16 protein-coding genes are annotated in these 18,400 nt (G+C 69.2%); 8 read left to right on the forward strand and 8 right to left on the reverse strand.

Annotated features, from left to right (window positions below; translation table 11 throughout):
- Positions 1-13 precede the first annotated feature (13 nt).
- The 3 genes from ACFORO_RS44835 (at position 14) to ACFORO_RS44845 (ending at position 2,038) form a co-directional block, all read left to right on the forward strand.
- Positions 14-397 (forward strand): histone-like nucleoid-structuring protein Lsr2, encoded by a 384-nt coding sequence (locus ACFORO_RS44835; RefSeq protein ID WP_377873322.1) that lies wholly within the window; start codon positions 14-16, stop codon positions 395-397.
- Positions 398-910: 513 nt separating this feature from the next.
- Positions 911-1,078, forward strand: a complete 168-nt coding sequence (locus ACFORO_RS44840) for a hypothetical protein (RefSeq protein WP_377873321.1) — start codon at positions 911-913, stop codon at positions 1,076-1,078.
- Positions 1,079-1,450: 372 nt separating this feature from the next.
- Positions 1,451-2,038: a nitroreductase family protein gene (locus tag ACFORO_RS44845; protein WP_377873320.1), complete on the forward strand. Its 588-nt coding sequence runs from the start codon at positions 1,451-1,453 to the stop codon at positions 2,036-2,038.
- Here ACFORO_RS44845 and ACFORO_RS44850 read toward each other — a convergent pair.
- Complete coding sequence (locus ACFORO_RS44850; RefSeq protein WP_377873319.1) at positions 1,986-3,191, reverse strand: AMP-binding protein; 1,206 nt, start codon at positions 3,189-3,191, stop codon at positions 1,986-1,988. The two genes, ACFORO_RS44845 and ACFORO_RS44850, sit on opposite strands and share 53 nt — an antisense overlap.
- A gap of 964 nt (positions 3,192-4,155) precedes the next feature.
- Here ACFORO_RS44850 and ACFORO_RS44855 point away from each other — a divergent pair.
- Genes ACFORO_RS44855 through sbnA form a run of 5 tightly spaced genes read left to right on the forward strand, consistent with a single transcriptional unit; the run spans position 4,156 to position 12,305 of the window.
- Positions 4,156-6,657 carry a Pls/PosA family non-ribosomal peptide synthetase gene (locus tag ACFORO_RS44855; RefSeq protein WP_377873318.1) on the forward strand — a complete coding sequence of 834 codons (2,502 nt, stop codon included), beginning with the start codon at positions 4,156-4,158 and terminating at the stop codon, positions 6,655-6,657.
- Between the two features lie 32 nt (positions 6,658-6,689).
- A complete protein-coding gene (locus ACFORO_RS44860) occupies positions 6,690-9,173 on the forward strand; it encodes a non-ribosomal peptide synthetase (protein WP_377873317.1) in 2,484 nt (827 codons plus the stop codon).
- A 34-nt stretch (positions 9,174-9,207) separates the two neighbouring features.
- A complete protein-coding gene (locus ACFORO_RS44865) occupies positions 9,208-10,221 on the forward strand; it encodes a TauD/TfdA family dioxygenase (protein WP_377873316.1) in 1,014 nt (337 codons plus the stop codon).
- Positions 10,218-11,285, forward strand: coding sequence for a 2,3-diaminopropionate biosynthesis protein SbnB (sbnB, locus tag ACFORO_RS44870; RefSeq protein ID WP_377873315.1), 1,068 nt, complete (start codon positions 10,218-10,220; stop codon positions 11,283-11,285). Before ACFORO_RS44865 ends, sbnB begins: the two co-directional genes overlap by 4 nt.
- 45 nt (positions 11,286-11,330) lie before the next feature.
- Positions 11,331-12,305 (forward strand): 2,3-diaminopropionate biosynthesis protein SbnA, encoded by a 975-nt coding sequence (sbnA, locus tag ACFORO_RS44875; RefSeq protein ID WP_354749092.1) that lies wholly within the window; start codon positions 11,331-11,333, stop codon positions 12,303-12,305.
- A gap of 100 nt (positions 12,306-12,405) precedes the next feature.
- Here sbnA and ACFORO_RS44880 read toward each other — a convergent pair whose 3' ends face one another.
- From ACFORO_RS44880 to ACFORO_RS44910, 7 genes are all read right to left on the reverse strand, one after another.
- Entirely contained in the window at positions 12,406-13,578 is a 1,173-nt protein-coding gene (locus tag ACFORO_RS44880; protein ID WP_377873314.1) for a L,D-transpeptidase, read from the reverse strand.
- A gap of 49 nt (positions 13,579-13,627) precedes the next feature.
- Positions 13,628-14,527 carry a M56 family metallopeptidase gene (locus ACFORO_RS44885; protein ID WP_377873313.1) on the reverse strand — a complete coding sequence of 300 codons (900 nt, stop codon included), beginning with the start codon at positions 14,525-14,527 and terminating at the stop codon, positions 13,628-13,630.
- The gene (locus ACFORO_RS44890; RefSeq protein ID WP_354749098.1) at positions 14,524-14,871 is read right to left on the reverse strand and encodes a BlaI/MecI/CopY family transcriptional regulator; all 348 of its coding nucleotides are present in this window, start codon (positions 14,869-14,871) and stop codon (positions 14,524-14,526) included. Before ACFORO_RS44890 ends, ACFORO_RS44885 begins: the two co-directional genes overlap by 4 nt.
- Before the next feature lie 197 nt (positions 14,872-15,068).
- Positions 15,069-16,016, reverse strand: coding sequence for a cation diffusion facilitator family transporter (locus ACFORO_RS44895; RefSeq protein ID WP_377873312.1), 948 nt, complete (start codon positions 16,014-16,016; stop codon positions 15,069-15,071).
- 74 nt (positions 16,017-16,090) lie between these two features.
- The gene (locus tag ACFORO_RS44900) at positions 16,091-16,768 is read right to left on the reverse strand and encodes a M23 family metallopeptidase (RefSeq protein ID WP_377873310.1); all 678 of its coding nucleotides are present in this window, start codon (positions 16,766-16,768) and stop codon (positions 16,091-16,093) included.
- 53 nt (positions 16,769-16,821) lie between these two features.
- Positions 16,822-17,568 carry an SDR family NAD(P)-dependent oxidoreductase gene (locus tag ACFORO_RS44905; protein ID WP_377873345.1) on the reverse strand — a complete coding sequence of 249 codons (747 nt, stop codon included), beginning with the start codon at positions 17,566-17,568 and terminating at the stop codon, positions 16,822-16,824.
- A 19-nt stretch (positions 17,569-17,587) separates the two neighbouring features.
- Complete coding sequence (locus ACFORO_RS44910; RefSeq protein WP_377873309.1) at positions 17,588-18,328, reverse strand: SDR family NAD(P)-dependent oxidoreductase; 741 nt, start codon at positions 18,326-18,328, stop codon at positions 17,588-17,590.
- Between the last annotated feature and the right edge of the window lie 72 nt (positions 18,329-18,400).

Here is an 18,400-nt window from a genome sequence, read left to right on the forward strand (position 1 = left end):
AGGAGTCACCGCGATGGCACAGAAAGTCCTCGTCGAGATGATCGACGACCTCGACGGGTCCGAAGCCGGGCAGACCGTCCCCTTCGGACTCGACGGCGTCCAGTACGAAATCGACCTGTCCGACGAGAACGCCGCCACCCTGCGCGGGGAACTGGCGACGTTCATCGCGTCCGCCCGCCGGACCGGCGGACGCAAGACGACCGTGCGGGCCGCGGCCGCGCCGACGGCCGAGGAACGCGAACGCTCCAAGGCGATCCGCACGTGGGCCCTGGACAACAACTGGGCCATCGCCGAACGCGGCCGCATCCCGCGCGAGGTGATCGCCGCCTACGAGGAAAGCCAGAAGCCGGAGGCGAAACCCCGCAAGCGCACCGCGAAAAAGCGCGCGGGCAAATAGCCCGCCGGGCCTCGGCGGTTCCGCGGAGATCATTTCGGGAAAAGCCGGACGAGCCGTTCGCTCCCCACCGGAGTTCGAACGGCCGCCGCCCGGCGTTTTCCCGCGCGGCCACCGCCTGGCATACCCGGAACGCGGGAGTTCGAGTCTCTCAGCAGTAACGCCGCCCGGCCGCAGGCAAATGCCTCCGGCCGGGCGGCGAACCATGCCCCGCCGATTTCACGCACCCCGGCGATGCCCACCTCCGCGCGCTCGGTGACAACTCACGCCCCGGATCGGTACGGGAGCCGTGCCGTCCCACGCGAACAATTCGCCCCGCACCGATCTGCTTCGCGACACCGCTCTCAAGCCGACCGCACCGTCGCCAATGCCAGACGCGCTGCGGGATCGCGTCGGCGCAATCAACCACGCGAGACCGGACCAGCGGGTCCCGGATCTGCGCCGCGAGGAGGTCGCGGTGCTCGCCGGGTCAGCACCGAGTGGTACCCGCGGCTCGGGAACGGACACATCGGCGGCGTGCCCGAGGAGGTCCTCGACGCGGTCGCCAAGGCGCTGCAGCTCGACGACGAACGCACCTGCCTGTTCGACCTCGCCCGCACCGTCGGCCGGCCCCCAGCGGCGGGCAACGGCACCGTCCGCCGCAGCGGGTCAGTCCGATCGTGCAGCGCATCCTCGACTCGATGACCACCGTCACCGCGTTCGTTCGCCTCGCCACCAATCCGCTCGCCCGCGCGCTCTGCTCCCCCGTCTTCGACATCCCCACCCGCACCTGCGAGCACACCCCCGCACGACAAAGGCCTCTCCGACCTCATCGGCGAACTGTGCACCGCTGGACGGCCCACGAAGTCCGTCCGCACCGCACCGGCGTCAAGGAATTCCGGCGGTCGGCGAACTCACCCTCGATTTCGAGGCCAGGCAGCTCACCACGAACACCAGCCGCACCCTGACCGCCTGCACCGCGGCACCCGACACCGCGTCCGAGGAATCGCTCCGGATCAGGCCGCGGACGCTAGAAACCCGCTACAGTCGACCGAAAACTTCCTCCAGGGGGCAGCGATGGAGTTTCAGGAAGTCGTGCGGCGCAGGCGCATGGTGCGCAAGTTCACCGACGAACCGGTGCCCGAGGACAGTCTCCGGCGGATCATGCGCAACGCGCTGCGCGGGCCGTCCGCGGGGTTCTCGCAAGGCCAGGCGTTCCTGGTGCTCCAAGGCGACGACGTGCGGCGATTCGCCGACACCCTCTCGTCCTGGACGCTGGACGAGGGCACCAAGGCCGCGCCGGTGATCGTGATCCCGTTCTCGGTGAAAGACGTCTACCTCGACCGCTACGCCCAGCCGGACAAGGGCTGGACCGACCGCGGCGAGGACCATTGGCCGGTGCCGTTCTGGTACATCGACACCGGCATGGCCGTCCTGCTGATCCTCCAGACCGTGGTGGACGAGGGGCTCGGCGCGGTGTATTTCGGCATCGGCGCGGAGGACTACGCCAAGGTGCGCACCGAATTCGGCGTGCCGGACAGCCACGAGCCGGTCGGCGCGATCGCCATCGGCTACGACGCCGACGCCAAGATCTCCGCGGGCGCCTCCCCGGCTACTCGCAAGCGGAAGCCGGAGAGCGAGACTGTCCACTTCGGACAGTGGTAACCGCGGCAGCCGCCGGTTCCTCGAGCCGCAGCACGCCGGATTCGTCGAGCCAGCCGCGGTCGCCGGTCAGGTAAGCCCGCTGTGACACACCGTCGATGTCCAGCTTCGGGAAGGCGTCGGCGGTGCGCTCCGGCGAGTGGAGGTAGCCGAGGGCCAGACCGTCGCCGGTGAGCGCGATCTCTCCGCGTTCACCGGCCGGTGCCGTCTTGACGCCGTCCCACACCGCGACGCCGGTGCCCGCGACCGCGCGGCCCAGCGGGATGCCGCCCGCGGCGTCGAGATCGGCCTGGGTCACCCGGTGAATCGTTGCGGCCCCGCAGTTTTCGACTGCACCATAAGCGTTGTACAGCGCCAGGGACGGGCAAGCCGCCAGGACGGTCCGGCAGACGGCCGGGTCGAGCCAGTCGCCGACGGTAAGGATTCGCAGTCCGGACAGGCAGGCCGCATCGGCGGCGACGGCAGCGAACTGGGCTGAGTCCAGAAAGAGATGAGTCGCGCCGCGCCGGACGCAGCCGTGGACATCCGCGGGCGCGAGTTGATCTTTCCGGTACGGGAGAACGGTTCCGCCGGACAGCAGCGTCGCCCACAGTTCCAGGCTGAAGACCGGCCCTGACGGGGCGGCGGCGCAGATGGTGACGGCGGCCGGACCCAGGGGGACGCATCCGCCCGCCGCGACCAGTCGAGTGGTTGCCCGGTGCGGCGAGAGCACTGCCGTCGAGTCCGAGGTCCGGAAAACAGTCGCCGGATCGCCCGGGGACGCATCGGGAAGCGCGGGTCCGTCGCCGGGTTTCCGGAGGCGTTCGGCCGGTATGTGCTCGATCGACGCCGCGGCGAGCGCGGCGGCACCGGCCGCGTCGCCCGTTACGACCGCCGGTCGCAGGGCGGACACCAGAACGGCGAGCCGGGTTCCGGGACAGCGCACATCCAAGACGCTGTACGCGCAGCCGGCCAGGAGAATTCCGAGCAGCAACGGCGGCAATTCCGGAGTGCGCTTGGCGGCCACCGCGACGATTCCGCCGGGAGAAGCGCCTGCCGCGGCCAGATTGTGCGCGATGCGGCGGGCTTCGGCGACGAGCCGCGCATAGGTCACGACGTCCAGCCGGTCGCGAATCGCCACCGCGTCCGGCCGGTTCGCCGCCTGCCGGAGCAGCATAACGGTAATCGTTTTCGCCGAGGCGGCGGTACCGGGCAGCACCGCGTCACTCGAATCTCAGGGCGGACGGGACGGTCGACTCTGCCTTCATGTTTTTCTCCCCTGGCGCGATCCGGGAAATCCGGACAACACGAAAATGTTTCAATGCAGCCAGAAAACCACGAGAAGCGACATAATTCCAGCGACCGGACCGACGCCTCGACTTCGCCCGCGCGCCGGACGCGGAAATACCGCGATCGGCCGTTTCCTCCCGGGAAGCTCTCCGTGCGACCTTCCGGCCGACCCCGGCCCCGGACGGCGCACCTGCGAAAAATCCGGCAGAGCAGTCCGGCGTACCCCGAACAGCGCAACGAAATCCTCCGTCCGCCGCGAACCTCATCCACCTGGCACAAACCCACGACATGGGACGGCAATTCCCTCGAAAGTGCCATCAATCCCGCGAAGCGCCACTTGCATATTCCAGTCCGGCGCATAACGTCACCGAATTCGAGGACCAAGGAACCTTGACGGGCACCCGCAGCGAGCACGGCGGGGCCAGGCCGTCGCCCGGGACCGCTTCCACACAGCGACTTCGCGCCACTCCATGTGCCGCGAATTTCACCCCAGCGGACCAGTTCCGCCTCCGCTAACAGGGGAATCCACCCCCCGAAAGCGGGGAAATCCTGGTAACATCGCCCGTGCGGAGGATCGGTTTGCGGTAAATGCACGACGACGATCAGACTTCACCGGAATCCTTCGCCGGACCGTCCCGGATCCGTCGACAACCGCCACTGGCTGTTGAAAAACAAAGGGTATTCACGGCATTAGTCCCCTTTGCCAGATTAATGGTTCCTTACGTGGTCTAGACCTCAATCCCGGCGCGTGTCGCATTTGTCAACCGCGACTCGCATCGAACAGGTCACGAAATTGTCAACACCGACGTCCGTAGGTTACGTCGGCGTTACATCCACCGATCATTAGGCATATGGATCTCACCGAGTACCCGACCGCCCGCCCCGGTCCGGCACCCGACACCGAAGAAGCATTCGCCCAGGTGATGGCCGACGTCACCGGGCAGGAAAACGTGTCGGTCGACAGCAACTTCTTCGCCGATCTCGGGGCCAACTCGCTCGTGATGGCACAGTTCTGCGCGCGAGTGCGCAAGCGTGCCGATCTTCCCACTGTCTCCATCAAGGACATTTACCGGAATCCGACCATCGCCAGCCTGGTCTCCGCTTTGGCCGAGACCGAGGAGGTCCCGGCCGAGGCGCCCGCTCCCGCCCCCGCGGAGCCGCCGAAGCGCGCGAGCCGACTCGAATACTTCGGCTGCGGGATACTGCAGCTGCTGATCTTCTTCGCCTATTCGTATCTCGTGGCCCAGGTGCTCGGCGTCGGCACCGACTGGATCCTGGCCGGCACCGGCCTGCTCCACTACTACCTGCGCGCGGTGGTCTTCGGCGCCGTGGTGCTGGCGGTGCTGTGCACCCTTCCGATCGCGCTCAAATGGATCCTCGTCGGCCGCTGGAAGCCCGGCGAGATCCGCCTGTGGAGCCTCGGCTACGTCCGGTTCTGGGTGGTCAAGACGCTCGTCCAGCGGAACCTGCTGGTCCCGCTGTTCGTCGGCTCCCCGCTCTACTCGCTGTACCTGCGCGCGCTGGGCGCGAAGATCGGCAAGGGCGTCACGATCTTCTCGCGCTTCGTCCCGGTGTGCACCGATCTGCTCACCATCGGGGAAGGCGCGGTGATCTGCAAGGACACCTACTTCACCACCTATCGCGCGCAGGACGGCGTGATCCGGACCGGACCGGTCTCGATCGGCGCGAACTCCTACGTCGGCGAGATGTCCGTCATCGACATCGAAACCCGGCTCGGCGCCAATGCCCAGCTCGGGCACGCGTCGTCCCTGCACGCCGGGCAGACGGTTCCGGAGGGGCAGAGCTGGCACGGTGTTCCCGCCGTCCCCGCCGACGTGCACTACCGGCGGGTCGAACCGCGGGCCTGCGGCAGCGTCCGGCGGGCGCTGTTCGCCGTGCGCCAGACCCTGACGGCGGTCCTCCTGCTGGCCCCGGTGGTGCTCGGCCTGCTCGGCTTCATGCTGAACACGCTGCCGGAACTCAGCCCGGCGATGGGACTCGGCACGGCCGTCCTGGACTTCGCCGACCCGCAGTTCTACTGGAAGGCCTTCGTCGTCTCCTTCATCCTGTACTTCGGCCTGCGGCTGACCGGTTTCCTGATCGTCACGTTCGTGCCGCGGCTGCTGAACCTCGCGCTGAAACCCGGCGAGGTCTACCGCCTCTACACTTTCCGCTACACCGCACACCGCGCCATCCGCATCCTCACCAACCTGCGGTTCTTCAAGACGCTTTTCGGCGACAGCTCGGCCATCGTGAACTACCTGCGCCTGGTGGGCTGCAAGGTGTCCGGCAAAGAGCAGACCGGGTCCAACTTCGGGCTCGACGAGAAGTACGAGAACCCGTACCTCTTCTCCTCCGGCGCGGGCACGATGGTCGCCGACGGCCTGTCGGTGGTCAACGCCGAGTACACCAACACCTCGTTCCGGCTGTCCCGGGTGCACGTCGGGGCGCGGAACTTCCTCGGCAACCACGTCCTCTACCCCGCCGGGGCGAAGACCGGGGACAATTGCCTGCTCGCCACCAAGGTCCTGGTTCCGCTCGACGGCCCGGTGCGCGAGGACGTCGGCCTGCTCGGCTCCCCCAGCTTCGAAATCCCGCGCTCGGTGGAGCGCGACAGCCAGTTCGACCACCCGAAGACGCCGGAGGAGTTCCGCCGCAGGCTGGCCGCCAAGACCCGGCACAACGTCGGGGGCATGCTGCTGTACGCCGTGTCCCACTGGCTGTTCTTCTACGGGCTGCTGCTGCTCACCTGGGCCTCGGACGTGTACTACGACCTGATCGGCCCGCCGCTGTTCGCGATCGACACGGCCGCGATGCTGCTCTACGGCATGCTGTATTTCATTGCCCTGGAACGGATCACGGTGTTCATCCGGCCGATGCACCCGGTGTCGTGCTCGATCTACGACCGGCGGTTCTGGCGGCAGGAACGGTTCTGGAAAGCGGCCGCGGCGAACGCGATCTACCGCTCGCTCGACGGGACCCCGTTCAAGCGCACAGTGTGGCGGCTGCTGGGCGTCAAGGTCGGCAAGCGCCTGTTCGACGACGGCGCGCTCATCATCGAAAAGACGTTGGTGCGCTTGGGCGACAACGTCACACTGAACATCGGGTCCGTCGTCCAGTGCCATTCGCAGGAGGACGGCGGCTACAAGATGGACCGCATCGCCATCGGCAGCAGGTGCGTCGTCGGCACCGGCGCGCTGGTGCATTACGGCGTGACCATGGGCGACGGCTCGTCGCTCGCCCCCCATTCCTTCCTCATGAAGGGCACTGAGGTCCCGGATCGCGAGCACTGGGGCGGGAACCCCGCGCACGAGGTCCGGGCAGGCCGCCGTCAGCTGGCGGGGAAATCGTGACGGAGCAACGACAACCACGGGAAGGACGACCCATGAGAACCGGACTGGGAGCGGTTCGCGAGCACTGGCGCGAGGTACTCACCGCCGGCGGACGCACCAGCGTCCCGCGCTGGACGCTGGAAGCGGGCTCCGCGATCGGCGACCACGAAACGCCGATCCCCCGGGGGATCGCGACCGGGCTGCGGCTGCTGGCCGACCAATTGCGCGTGCCGCTGAGCTCGGTACTGCTCGCCGCGCACGCCAAGGTGCTCGCCGCGCTGTCGGGCGAGCCGCAGGTGTGCACCGGTTACGTCGCCGGTCCCGGCGGAGCGGCGCTGCCCTGCCGGCTGAGCACCGAATCCGGCACCTGGCGCGAGCTGATCGAGCACGCCGCGGAGGTCGACGCGCAAACCCTGGCCTTCCGGGACTTCCCGGTGGACGAACTGCGCACCGAACTCGGCATCATCGCGCCGCCGTTCGAAACGGTCTTTGACCCGACTGGCACCGCGGGGGATCTCGCCGGGGACACCGTGCTGCAACTGGACGTCTCGCCGGATCTGGAGACGCTCCGGTTGCGCTTCCGCACCGAGGTGCTGGATTCCGAAAGCGCCGAACGCGTTCTCGGCTACCACCTGAGCGCGCTCGCGCTGATCCGCACCGACGTCACCGCGCCGCACCGCGAAACGACCCTGCTGTCGTCCGCGGAACTCAAGCTGCAGCTGGAAGGCCTCGCCGGGCCGCACGTCGAGGTGCCGGACCTGCGCTGCCACGAGCTGTTCCAGCGCCACGTCGCCAGCCGTCCGGACGCGATCGCGGCGGTGCACGGCGACCGGCGGTGGACGTACCGGGAGCTCAACGGGCGTGCCAACCGCCTGGCGCGGGCGCTGGTGGCGCGCGGGCTGCGGCGCGAGGGCGTCGTCGCGGTGGTGACCGAACGCAACCTGGACTGGATGGCCGCCGTGCTGGCCGTGTTCAAGGCGGGCGGCGTCTACCTGCCCGTCGAGCCGCATTTCCCGACCGACCGCATCGCGACCACGCTGCGCCGGGCCGATTGCGAACTGGTGCTGACCGAACCGGGCAGCACGACCACTTTGCGCAAGGCCGTCGAATCGCTGCCCGGCGTGCGCACCTTGTTCGTGGACGCCGCGTACGAGGAGGACCACTCCGACGAGGACCTCGCCGTCGCCGTCGACGCCGGACAGCTCGCCTACATCTACTTCACCTCGGGCTCGACCGGCGAGCCGAAGGGCGCGATGTGCGAGCACGCCGGGATGGTCAACCATCTCTACGCCAAGATCAACGACCTCGGCATCACCGAGGACTCGGTGGTCGCGCAGGTCGCGCCGCAGTGCTTCGACATCTCGCTGTGGCAGCTGGTTTCCGCGCTGCTGGTCGGCGGGAAGACCCTGCTGATCGAGCAGGACGTGATCCTGGACGCCGACCGGTTCGTGGACCGGCTCGGCAGCGGCGGCGTGTCTGTGCTGCAGGTCGTGCCCTCCTACCTCGAGGTCGTCCTCTCCGCGGTGGACAAGAACCCGGTCGCGCTGCCCGATCTGCGCTGCGTGTCGGTGACCGGCGAGGCGCTCAAGACCGAACTGGCGCAGCGCTGGTTCGCCGCGATGCCGGACGTCAAGCTGGTCAACGCCTACGGCCTCACCGAAACCTCGGACGACACCAACCACGAGGTGATGGACCGCGCGCCGACGCGGGAGCGGGTGCCGCTCGGGCCGCCGGTGCAGAACGTGCGCGTGTACATCGTCGACGAGCAACTCGACCCGGTCCCGCTCGGCGCGCCCGGCGAGATCGTGTTCTCCGGGGTGTGCGTGGGCCGCGGCTACATCAACGACCCGGAGCGCACCGCGCGGGCGTTCACGACCGACCCGCACCGGCCGGACGCCCGGCTCTACCGCAGCGGCGACCACGGCCGCTGGCTGCCCGAGGGCAAGGTGGAATTCCTCGGCAGGCGGGATTCGCAGGTCAAGATCCGCGGTTTCCGGATCGAGATCGGCGAGATCGAGAACACGCTGCTGCGGGTGCCCGGGGTGCGCGACGGCGCGGTGGTCGTGGCCGAACACGGGCAGGGCAAGCGGCTGGTCGCGTTCTACTCCAGCCGGGAGCAGCTCGATCTCGCACTGCTGCGGGACCAGCTCGGCGCCGCGCTGCCCGAGTACATGCTCCCCTCGGCGTTCCATTGGCGGGAGCAGTTGCCGTTGACCGCCAACGGAAAGATCGACAAGAAGAACCTCACCGCGCTCGCCGCCGAACTCGACGCGGTCGAAGAGGACTACGACGAGCCGGTCACCGAAACCGAACAGCGGCTGGCCGGGGCCTGGGCGCAGGTGCTCGGCAGCCGGTCCGGCCGGATCGGCCGCCGGGACAGCTTCTTCGGCCGGGGCGGCACGTCGCTGTCCGCGGTGAAGCTGGCGATCGCGCTCGACCGCGCGGTCTCGATCAAGGACGTCGCCAAGCATCCGGTGCTCGCCGACCTGGCCGAGCTGATCGACAGCCGGTCCGGCTCCTCGTCCCGAAGCTCCTGACCCTCTGCAACGCGGAAATCGAAGGGATTCCACGATGTCGTTGTCCAAATTCCTGCCGAAGACTTCCCCGCCCGAGCCGGATTTCTGTCCCGGGCTGCCCGCGGTGCTGCGGGCCGAGGCAGGCGGCGACCCGGCCGGCTGGGCGAGCACGCACCGGGACACGGTGCGAAGACTCGTCGCCGAATACGGCGCGGTGCTCGTCCGAGGTCTCGGGCTCGCCGAACAGACCGCCGTCGCGGCCGTGTTCGGAAGGCTGACCGACCTGCTGATGACCGAGCGGGAGGCCTTCGCGCCGCGCGCGGCCTACCCCGGCGGGGTGCACTCCTCGACGGAATGGCCGCCGAACCAGCCGATGTGCATGCACCACGAACTGAGCTACACCTTGGAGTTCCCGGGCCTGATGCTGTTCGCCTGCGTCAGCCCGCCGTCCTCGGGCGGCGTCACCGGCGTCAGCGATTCCACCGCCGTGCTGGCCTCGCTGCCCGCGGACCTGCGCGCGCGGTTCGAGCGCGAAGGCTGGCTGCTCACCCGCAGCTTCAACGACGAGATCGGGGCGTCGGTCGCCGAAGCGTTCGGCACCGAGGACCGCTCCGCGATCGAGGACTACTGCCGCGCCAACCGGATCGAGTTCGCCTGGCAGCCCGACGGCGGGCTGCGCACCCGGCAGCGCCGCGACGCGATCGTCGGGCATCCGGTCACCGGCCAGCGCTGCTGGTTCAACCAGATCGCCTTCCTCAACGAGTGGACGATGGCGCCCGAGGTGCACGAGTACCTGGTCGACATCTACGGAGCGGACGGGCTTCCGTTCAACACCCGCTTCGGCAACGGCGACCCGATCGGCGAGGACGTCGTGCAACTGCTCAACGAGGTGTACGAGGAGCACACCGTCCGCGAACCGTGGCAGGCGGGCGATCTCCTTCTGGTCGACAACGTCCGCACGGCGCACAGCCGGGACGCCTACGAGGGCCCGCGCGAGGTGCTCGTCGGGCTGGCCGACCCGGTACGACTTTCCGACTGCTCGCTGCATTCCGAGGGGACAACCCAGTGACCACGCAATCTTTCACCGCCGAATCCGCACCCGCGGGGCCGGGCGCGGTGCCGCCGTTCGCGGTGATCTCCGGCAGCCAGGTCCAGGAGGCGCTGGCCGGGCGCGAACGGGAGGTCGTCGACCTCGTCGAGACCGCCTACCGGGTGCACGGCTCCGGCGATTCGGTCAACCCGCCGTCGTATTTCCTGCGCTTCCCCGACCGCCCGGCCGACCGGATCATCGCCCTGCCCGCCTCGCTCGGCGGGGAGACGAACGTCGCGGGCGTGAAGTGGATTTCCAGCTTCCCGGGCAACGTCGCCGCCGGGATCCCGAGGGCGTCGGCGGTGCTGATCCTCAACGACCTCGCGACCGGGTATCCGTTCGCCTGCCTGGAAAGCTCCATCATCAGCGCGACCAGGACCGCCGCCTCCGCCGCGCTCGCCGCGGACTGGCTCAGCCGGACACGGGAACGGCCCCGGCGCGTCGGGTTCTTCGGCGTCGGCCTGATCGCCCGCTACATCCACACCTTCCTCGCCGGGACCGGCTGGGAGTTCGACGAGATCAACGTGCACGACCTGCACGCCGACAGCGCCGCCGGATTCCGCGGCTACCTGGAGCAGTCCGGGTTCGCCGGGGACATCAGGGTGCGCGACACGGCCGAAGGCCTGATCCGCGACAGCGATCTGGTGATCTTCGCGACGATCGCCGGCGAACCGCACGTGCACGATCCCTCGTGGTTCTCCCACAACCCGTTGGTACTGCACGTTTCCTTGCGCGATCTGGCCCCCGAGGTCCTGCTGGCGTCGGCGAACCTGGTCGACGACGTCGACCACTGTCTCAAGGCCAACACCTCGCCGCATCTGGTGCAGCAGCGCACCGGCAGCCGGGACTTCCTGCTCGGCACGCTGGACGACGTGCTGTCCGGCCGGATCAGCCCGCCCGCCGACCAGCCGCTGATCTTCTCCCCGTTCGGGCTCGGCGTCCTCGACCTCGCCGTCGGGGCCTTCGTCCACGAGAGAGTGTCCGACACCGGCGGACTGCACGTCATCGAGGACTTCTTCCACGACCTGCGCCGGTATGGCTGAGCGCCGTCCGCCCCTGAGCTTTTGTTCCTGACGAGGAGAAAAACCGTGCGTGTCATCACCGTTCCCGAAGCCTTCAACGAGGAGGCGCTGTACGTCGACCTCCGCTGGAGTTTCGGCTATTCGCTGTTCCTCAAGTGCGAGGGCTTCAACTTCGCCGGCTCCATCAAGCTGAAGGCCGCCACCGAAATGGTCGACGCGGCCGAACGCGACGGCCTGCTGCGGCCGGGCTCGATCATCGTCGAGTCCTCTTCGGGCAACCTCGGCGTCGCGCTGAGCATGATCGCGGCCAGCCGGGGGTACAAGTTCCTGTGCGTCACCGATTCCCGCTGCAACCTCGCGACCCGCCGCGCCATCGAGGCGCTCGGCAACGAGGTGCACATCATCACCGAACCCAGCCCCGAGGGCGGTTTCCTCGGGGCGCGCATCGACCACGTGCGCATGCTGGTCGCGTCCGACGAGCGGTACGTGTGGCTCAACCAGTACACCAACCCGGACAACTGGGGCGCGCACTTCCACCGGACCGGGCCGGAGATCGCCGCCGCGTTCCCGGCCCTCGACGTGCTGTTCGTCGGCGCGGGCACCACGGGCACCCTGATGGGCTGCGCGCGGTTCTTCCGGCAGTGGCACCGTCCGGTGCGGATCGTCGCGATCGACAGCGTCGGCTCGGTGACCTTCGGCGGCCCGGCGGGCAGGCGGATGCTGCCGGGCCTGGGCACCAGCGTGCGCCCGGCGATCCTCGACGAGACCTATGTGGACGACGTGGTCCTGGTCGAGGAGCCGGATTCGGTCCGGGCGTGCCACCGCTTGGCGCGCAACGGATTCCTGTTCGGCGGCTCGACCGGGACAGTGGTCAGCGGGGCCACCAGCTGGCTGTCCGAACACGACGCACACCACCTGACCGCGGTGGCCGTCGCGCCGGACCTCGGCGAGCGGTATCTCGACACGATCTACCAGACGAACTGGCTGCAGGGGATTTACGGAGAGGACGTGCTTTCCCCGCAGCCCCGCCAATCCGTCTGATCCGCGAGAGCTGGGTCGCCGTCCGTGAGGGGAACCCTGAGGGACTCTGAGTCCCTCAGGGTTCCCCTCACGGACCTGAGACCACGCAGTGCGGGCGGGGTCAGACCTTCTTCTGCCATTCCTCCCAGCTGAACCGCCAGTCGGTCCAGCCGTCGCCGGGTTTGAGGTCCGCTCCGGTGTCGGACACCGTCACGACGTCCCCGCGGTGGGAGTTCTCGTAGAACCACTTCGCGTTTTCGACGCTGACGTTGAGGCAGCCGTGCGAAGTGTTGGAGTGTCCTTGCTGCCGGACCGACCACGGTGCGGAGTGCAGGAACTGGCCGGAGTTGGTGAGCCGCAACGCGTATTTGACCGTGGTGCGGTAGCCGCCGGGCGCGTCCGTGGGCACGCCGTACGTGCTGGAGTCCATTGTGTACGGAGACTGCACGGTCATGATCAGCATGGTGCCCGAAACGCTGCGCGCGGACGGCTTGCCGAGACTGACCGGGGACGTCAGGACGAGCTGGCCGTCCTTGTACGTCCGCATCTGCTTCTCGTTGTCCGAGACCTTCGAGATGATCGACGGGCCGGTCTTGAAGCTGATCTTGCGGTCGGCCTTGCCGAACACCCCGTTGCCGAGCGCGCGGCCGGCGATCTTGATGTCGAGGGTGATCGTGGAGTACGCGGGCCAGTATTCCTTGGTGCGGTAGTGCACCTCGTCGTCGCCGAACCAGCGCCACGCTCCGGTCGCGGGCTTGTCCGAGGTGACGGTGAGCATCTTCTCCGCGGCGGCCTTGTCCGCGACCGGCGCGGAGAACTTGATCGTGATCGGCATGCCGACGCCGGTGGTCTCGCCGTCGAGCGGGATCACCGACGGGTACGCCTGCGCCTTGGCGGTCGCGGTGATGAAGGTGCTGGTGCGGGTCACCGGGTTGCCGTCCGCGCCGACGGAGCGGGCGGTCAGGGTGTATTTCGTACCGTATTCGAGGGGCTTGCTGGTGTTCCAGCGCTGCTTCGCGGCGTCCATCTCGCCCGGGATCGCGGTGCCGTCCGCGGCCTTGACTGTGACGTCACTGAGCGTAGCTCCTCCGGCCACCGCGGTGACGGGCTCGCCGGGCGCGACGTCGTTCGAGCCGTCCTTCGGCCCGAGGTCGAGGGTCGCGGGCACCGGCGCGGCGCTGGTCTTCTGGTCGTTCCCGGCGGCGGGCCCGGGATCCGGTGCGGCCGTGCAGCCCGCCGTCAGCGCCAGCCCGGCGAGTATACCCGCGATGATCTGCGTTTTTCGGCCCAACACCTGATCTGCCCCCGTTCACGACTACTAACGGACATAGTAGTCATAGCGGTCAGGCGTGGAGCAGGGCGGGAGTCGCCGTCCAGGCTCCGGCGACGATCAGGGCCGCAGCCGTGCTCACCGGGAGTAATACTGCCGTTGCCAGGGCGAGAATGCCGGTCATCGCGCTGCCGTGACCGCGGGCGAGGTGTTCGAGCCTGAGCGCGGTGGCCGCCGAACGCACCGGATGCATCCGGTCCAACGCCGCACTGACTGTCGCCGGTCCGTGCCGACGGCCAGCCGCGGCGTCCGCGCTCAACTCCACGGCCGCAGCAACGAATTCCGGCGACTGCCGGGCCAACGGAACGAACGGCAGCGCCGCCGACACCGCGTGCGCGAACCCGACCAGCCGATGGTGCCGTCCGCGCAGATGGAACCGTTCGTGGTCGACCACCGCGGCGAGTTCCAGCGCGGAGAGGTCCTTCGCGAGCCCTTCGGAAAGCACGACCAGAGCAGGCTTTCCGGCGATGCTGTAGGCGAGCTTCTCCTCCGACGGCAGCCACCACACACCCGCTCTGGCCCGGCACACCATCGACAATTCCGCGAAATGCCGGTCGTGCAGCCGAAGCTGGTGCCGGTACCGGCGGATTGCTGCCAACGCGAACGCTCCCGCCGCGCCCGCCGCGAGCAGCGCGCCGGACACGCCGACCACCTCGTCCAGATGCAGCACTTCGTGATGCCGCAAGGTGTCGAGCCGCAGCCACGCGACAAGCCGCCGCGCCACCTCGTGCCCGGGCCCGAACGCCGCCGCCACCGCACCGGATCCAGCCGCGATCATGCTGCCCAGCAACAGAATCCACACGACAAACCGCAGCGGCGAGGACATCCGCGCCCGCAACACCCGGCGCAGGAGAAGCGGTCCGCAGAAACCCACCACCGCCGCAGTCACGACCAGTGCCGCGGAGACGATCACGAGCGCTTCCGCAACCCGCGCCGCAACGCGTCCCGCTCCCCCTCCGACGCCGACCGCGCGAAATGCAGCAGCACTCCTTCGGGATCGCCGACGTCGGCGAGCAGATTCCGCATCGCGCGTGCGGCGGCTTCCTCGCGCGAGAGACTCGGGGTGTAGCAGTAGGCGCGGCTGCGCTTTTCGCGTGCCACCCAGCCCTTGCTGTGCAAATGATCGAGCACGGTGAGGACGGTCGTATAAGCCAGGTCCCGGTTCAGCCCCTCCAGCACTTCGCGGACCGTGCGCGCTTCGCCCGCGCGCCACAAGACGTCCATCGCCGCCGATTCCAGCTCGCCGAGTCCCTGCACGCCACGCATCCTAGGGCTCGCTCACTCGGGTTCGTCCCCGCTCTCCGCCTCGCTTTTCGGCGGGCGCCGGGCAGGGTCGCGGGCCTGCGCCACGCCGATCGCGGCCAGCAGGATCGCGAGCGCCTCGAAGACGGCCAGGAGCGTCCAGCCGCCAGCCGCCGAAGCAGCGTTGCATGCGGTTCCTCTCGTTCGCGGGTTCAGCTGCGTTCGGTGAACCGATAGGTCGGCCCGTGCGATCCTTCGCAATGCTCGGCCCGGCTCTCGTCGGCGTGATCGACCTGCAGCGTCGTGTGGTCCAGCCGGTGCCGGGACCGCATGATCTCCTCGATCCCCGCCCGCACCGCGTGGCAGTCCGCCGCGGGCCGCACCAGCACGTGCGCGGACAGCGCGGGCTCGCCCGAGGTGATCTGCCAGATGTGCAGGTCGTGCACCTGCACCACGTCCGGAACCGACGCCACCTGCTCCCCGACCGCCTCGGGATCGATCCCGGCGGGCGCCGCCTCCAGGAAGATCCGGCCGGACTCGCGGACGAGCCCCCAACCCGCCTTCGCCATCAGCGCGGCGACCACCAGCGCCGCGATCGCGTCGGCGCGGGCGAACCCGGTCCACCACACGACCGCGCCGGCCACCGCGGTCGCGATGAACGCGTAGAGGTCGTTGAGGATGTGCTGGAACGCGCCCTCGACGTTCAGGCTCGACCGGTTCGCCCGGCTGATGCACCAGCTCGCCGCGACGTTCACGACGATCCCGGCCAGCGCCGTCACGAGCACCAGCGCGCCCTGGACCTCCGGCGGATCGATCAGCCGGGTCACCGCCTCGTAGAGGAACCACGCGGTGAGCAGCAGCAAGGTGATCCCGTTGGCCTGCGCCGACAGGATTTCCGCGCGCTTGAGCCCGTAGGTGAACCCGCCCTTCGCCGGACGCGCGGCCAGCCGGATCGCGACCAGCGCGAGCACGATCGACGCGGCGTCGGTCAGCATGTGGCCCGCGTCGGTGATCAGCGCGAGCGACCCGGCGATCAGGCCGACGACCAGCTCGACCGCCATGAACCCGACGATCAGCACCAGCGCCCGCACCAGCCACTTGCGATCCGCGCCCGCCGACACCCCGTGGCCGTGGCCGTGCCCCGTCTTGTGCTCGCTCACCCCGCACCGTCCCTGACATATAGTGAAACGTGCATGTATTGTCGCGCACGCTCCGGCCCGACGTCCACCCGAGGTCACCCGCCCGGTTCGATCCGCACGCCGAGCCCCCGCAGCCAGCGCAGCGGGTCGGTCTTGCGCTCCCCGTCCGCCCAGACCTCGAAGTGCAGATGCGGCCCCGTCGACTGCCCGCGGTTGCCCACCTCCGCGATCACCTGCCCGGCCGCCACGCGCTGCCCGGCGGCGACCGTGTACCGGTTGATGTGCCCGTACACCGTGACCGTCCCGTCCTCGTGCCGGACGCGCACCCACAGCCCGAACCCGCTCGCCGGACCGGCCTCGACGACCGTCCCGGCGAGCGGAGTCCGGACCGGGGCGCCGATGACGTTCGCGACGTCCAGTCCGTAGTGGGTCGTTCCCCAGCGGCCGCCGTAGTTCGAGGTGATCGTGCCGGTCACGGGCGCGTGCGCACGGGGTTCCTGACGGGCCTTCTCGCGCTCCCGCTCTTCTCGCTGAAGCCGGTCGTCGCGGGTCTTGACCGCGGACTTCAGCACCGCCAGCTCCATCTCCGGCGGACGCGCGGCCATGGGCAGCACCTCATGCCCCGCGCCGGGCGCCGGTTCGCTTTCCCGCTCCGCCGGAGCCGCCCGCGCAGCCGCCGCGAACGCCGCCCCGCCCGCGAACCCGGCCAGGACGAGCCCCGCCCCCAACCCGCCGCGAGCACCAGCGGAAACCCGGCTCGAACGCCCCGCCATGGTGTTCCTCTCGCCGGACCAGGTACTACGCCGGATAGTAGATCATGCCGATGTCAGTACGCGGTGAGCCCACCGTCCACAACGAGCTCGGTTCCGGTGACGAACGAGGACTCGTCGCTGGCCAGGAAAAGCATCGCGTGCGCGACCTCGGCGGGACTGCCCGCGCGGCGCATCGGCGTGCGGACGATGTCGGGCTGCCGGTCGCCCTGGTCGTCGAGCAGGTCCTGGATCATCGGGGTGGCGATGACGCCCGGATGCACCGAATTGACCCGGACCCCGCGCGTCGCGTACTCGACGGCCGCGGTCTTGGTCAGCAGCCGCACCGCCCCTTTGGACGCCTGGTACGCGGCAGCCGCGCCGCTGCCGACCAGGCCCAGCACCGAGGAAGTATTGACGACCGATCCGTTGCCGGAGGCGCGCAGCAGCGGCATCGCGGCCTTCATCCCGAGCCAGGTCCCGGTCTGGTTGACCGCGATCACCCGGTCCCAGGCCTCCGGCGCGGTGTCCTCGATGCCCGGCCAGTCCACGATCCCCGCGACGTTGACCAGGACGTCGAGGCGGCCGAACCGCTGCCGGGTCCGTTCGACCGTGCCGCGCCAGTTTTCCGGCGAGGAGACGTCCAACCGATCGGCCAGGACGTCGGTCCCCAATCTCGCGGCGAGCTCCTCCACGGCCTCCCGGTCGACGTCGGTGACGACCAGGCTGGCCCCCTCTCGCGCGAACAGTTCCGCCGTGGCTTGGCCAATACCGCCGGTCGCCCCGGTGAGCAACACGACTTTGCCGCTGAGCCGCATGGATATTCCTTTCTGCGAGGGGGAATCAGGCCGCGGTGTAGCCGCCGTCGGCGGCGACGACCGCACCGGTGACGAACGCGGACCTCGGCGAAGCCAGAAAGCCGATCACCTCCGCGATCTCTTCAGGCTGCGCGACCCGGCCGAGCGGATGGGCGTCGCCGAAGGACCGCAGATACGCCCGGCTGTCGGCGCGAAAAGTGTCGAGCAGATCGGTCTCGATCACGCCCGGGGCGACAACATTCGCCCGAATTCCGTGTGGAGCGCCTTCCAGCGCGAGCACTTTCGTCAATTGCGCAAGCGCTCCTTTGGACGCGCTGTACGCCGATGCCTCGGCCAGTCCCACCGTGGAGGCGAACGATCCGACAGTGACGATCGCTCCCCCGCCGTTGTCACGCATCAGCCGAAACGCCTCTCGCGCATGCAGAAACGCCCCGCGCGCGTTGACGGACATCACCTCGTCCCAGTCCGCCGCGGTCGTCTCGGTGACTGGCTTGTTCACCGAACGACCAGCGTTGGCAACCAAGATGTCAAGCCCGCCGAACCGCTCGAGCGCCGCGGCCGCCGACCGCACCGCGACGTCCTCTTCGGACACATCGCCGACCAGCACGGCGACGCCGTTCTCGTCGGCGAACTGTTCCACCTCGGGCCGGATGTCCGTGGCCAGCACTCGGGCCCCGCGGGCGTGCAGCCAAGCGACCGTCGCCGCACCGACCCCGCGCGCGGCACCCGTGACCAGGGCGACCTTTCCCGCCAGTTCTTTCGTCATGCCGACCAGTCTCAGCCGCGACGGACCTCGCTGACAGGACGTGCCACACCCACCCAGCCCGACGCCTACGCT

It is taken from the genome of Amycolatopsis halotolerans, from assembly GCF_042647905.1.
GTDB lineage: Bacteria > Actinomycetota > Actinomycetes > Mycobacteriales > Pseudonocardiaceae > Amycolatopsis > Amycolatopsis halotolerans.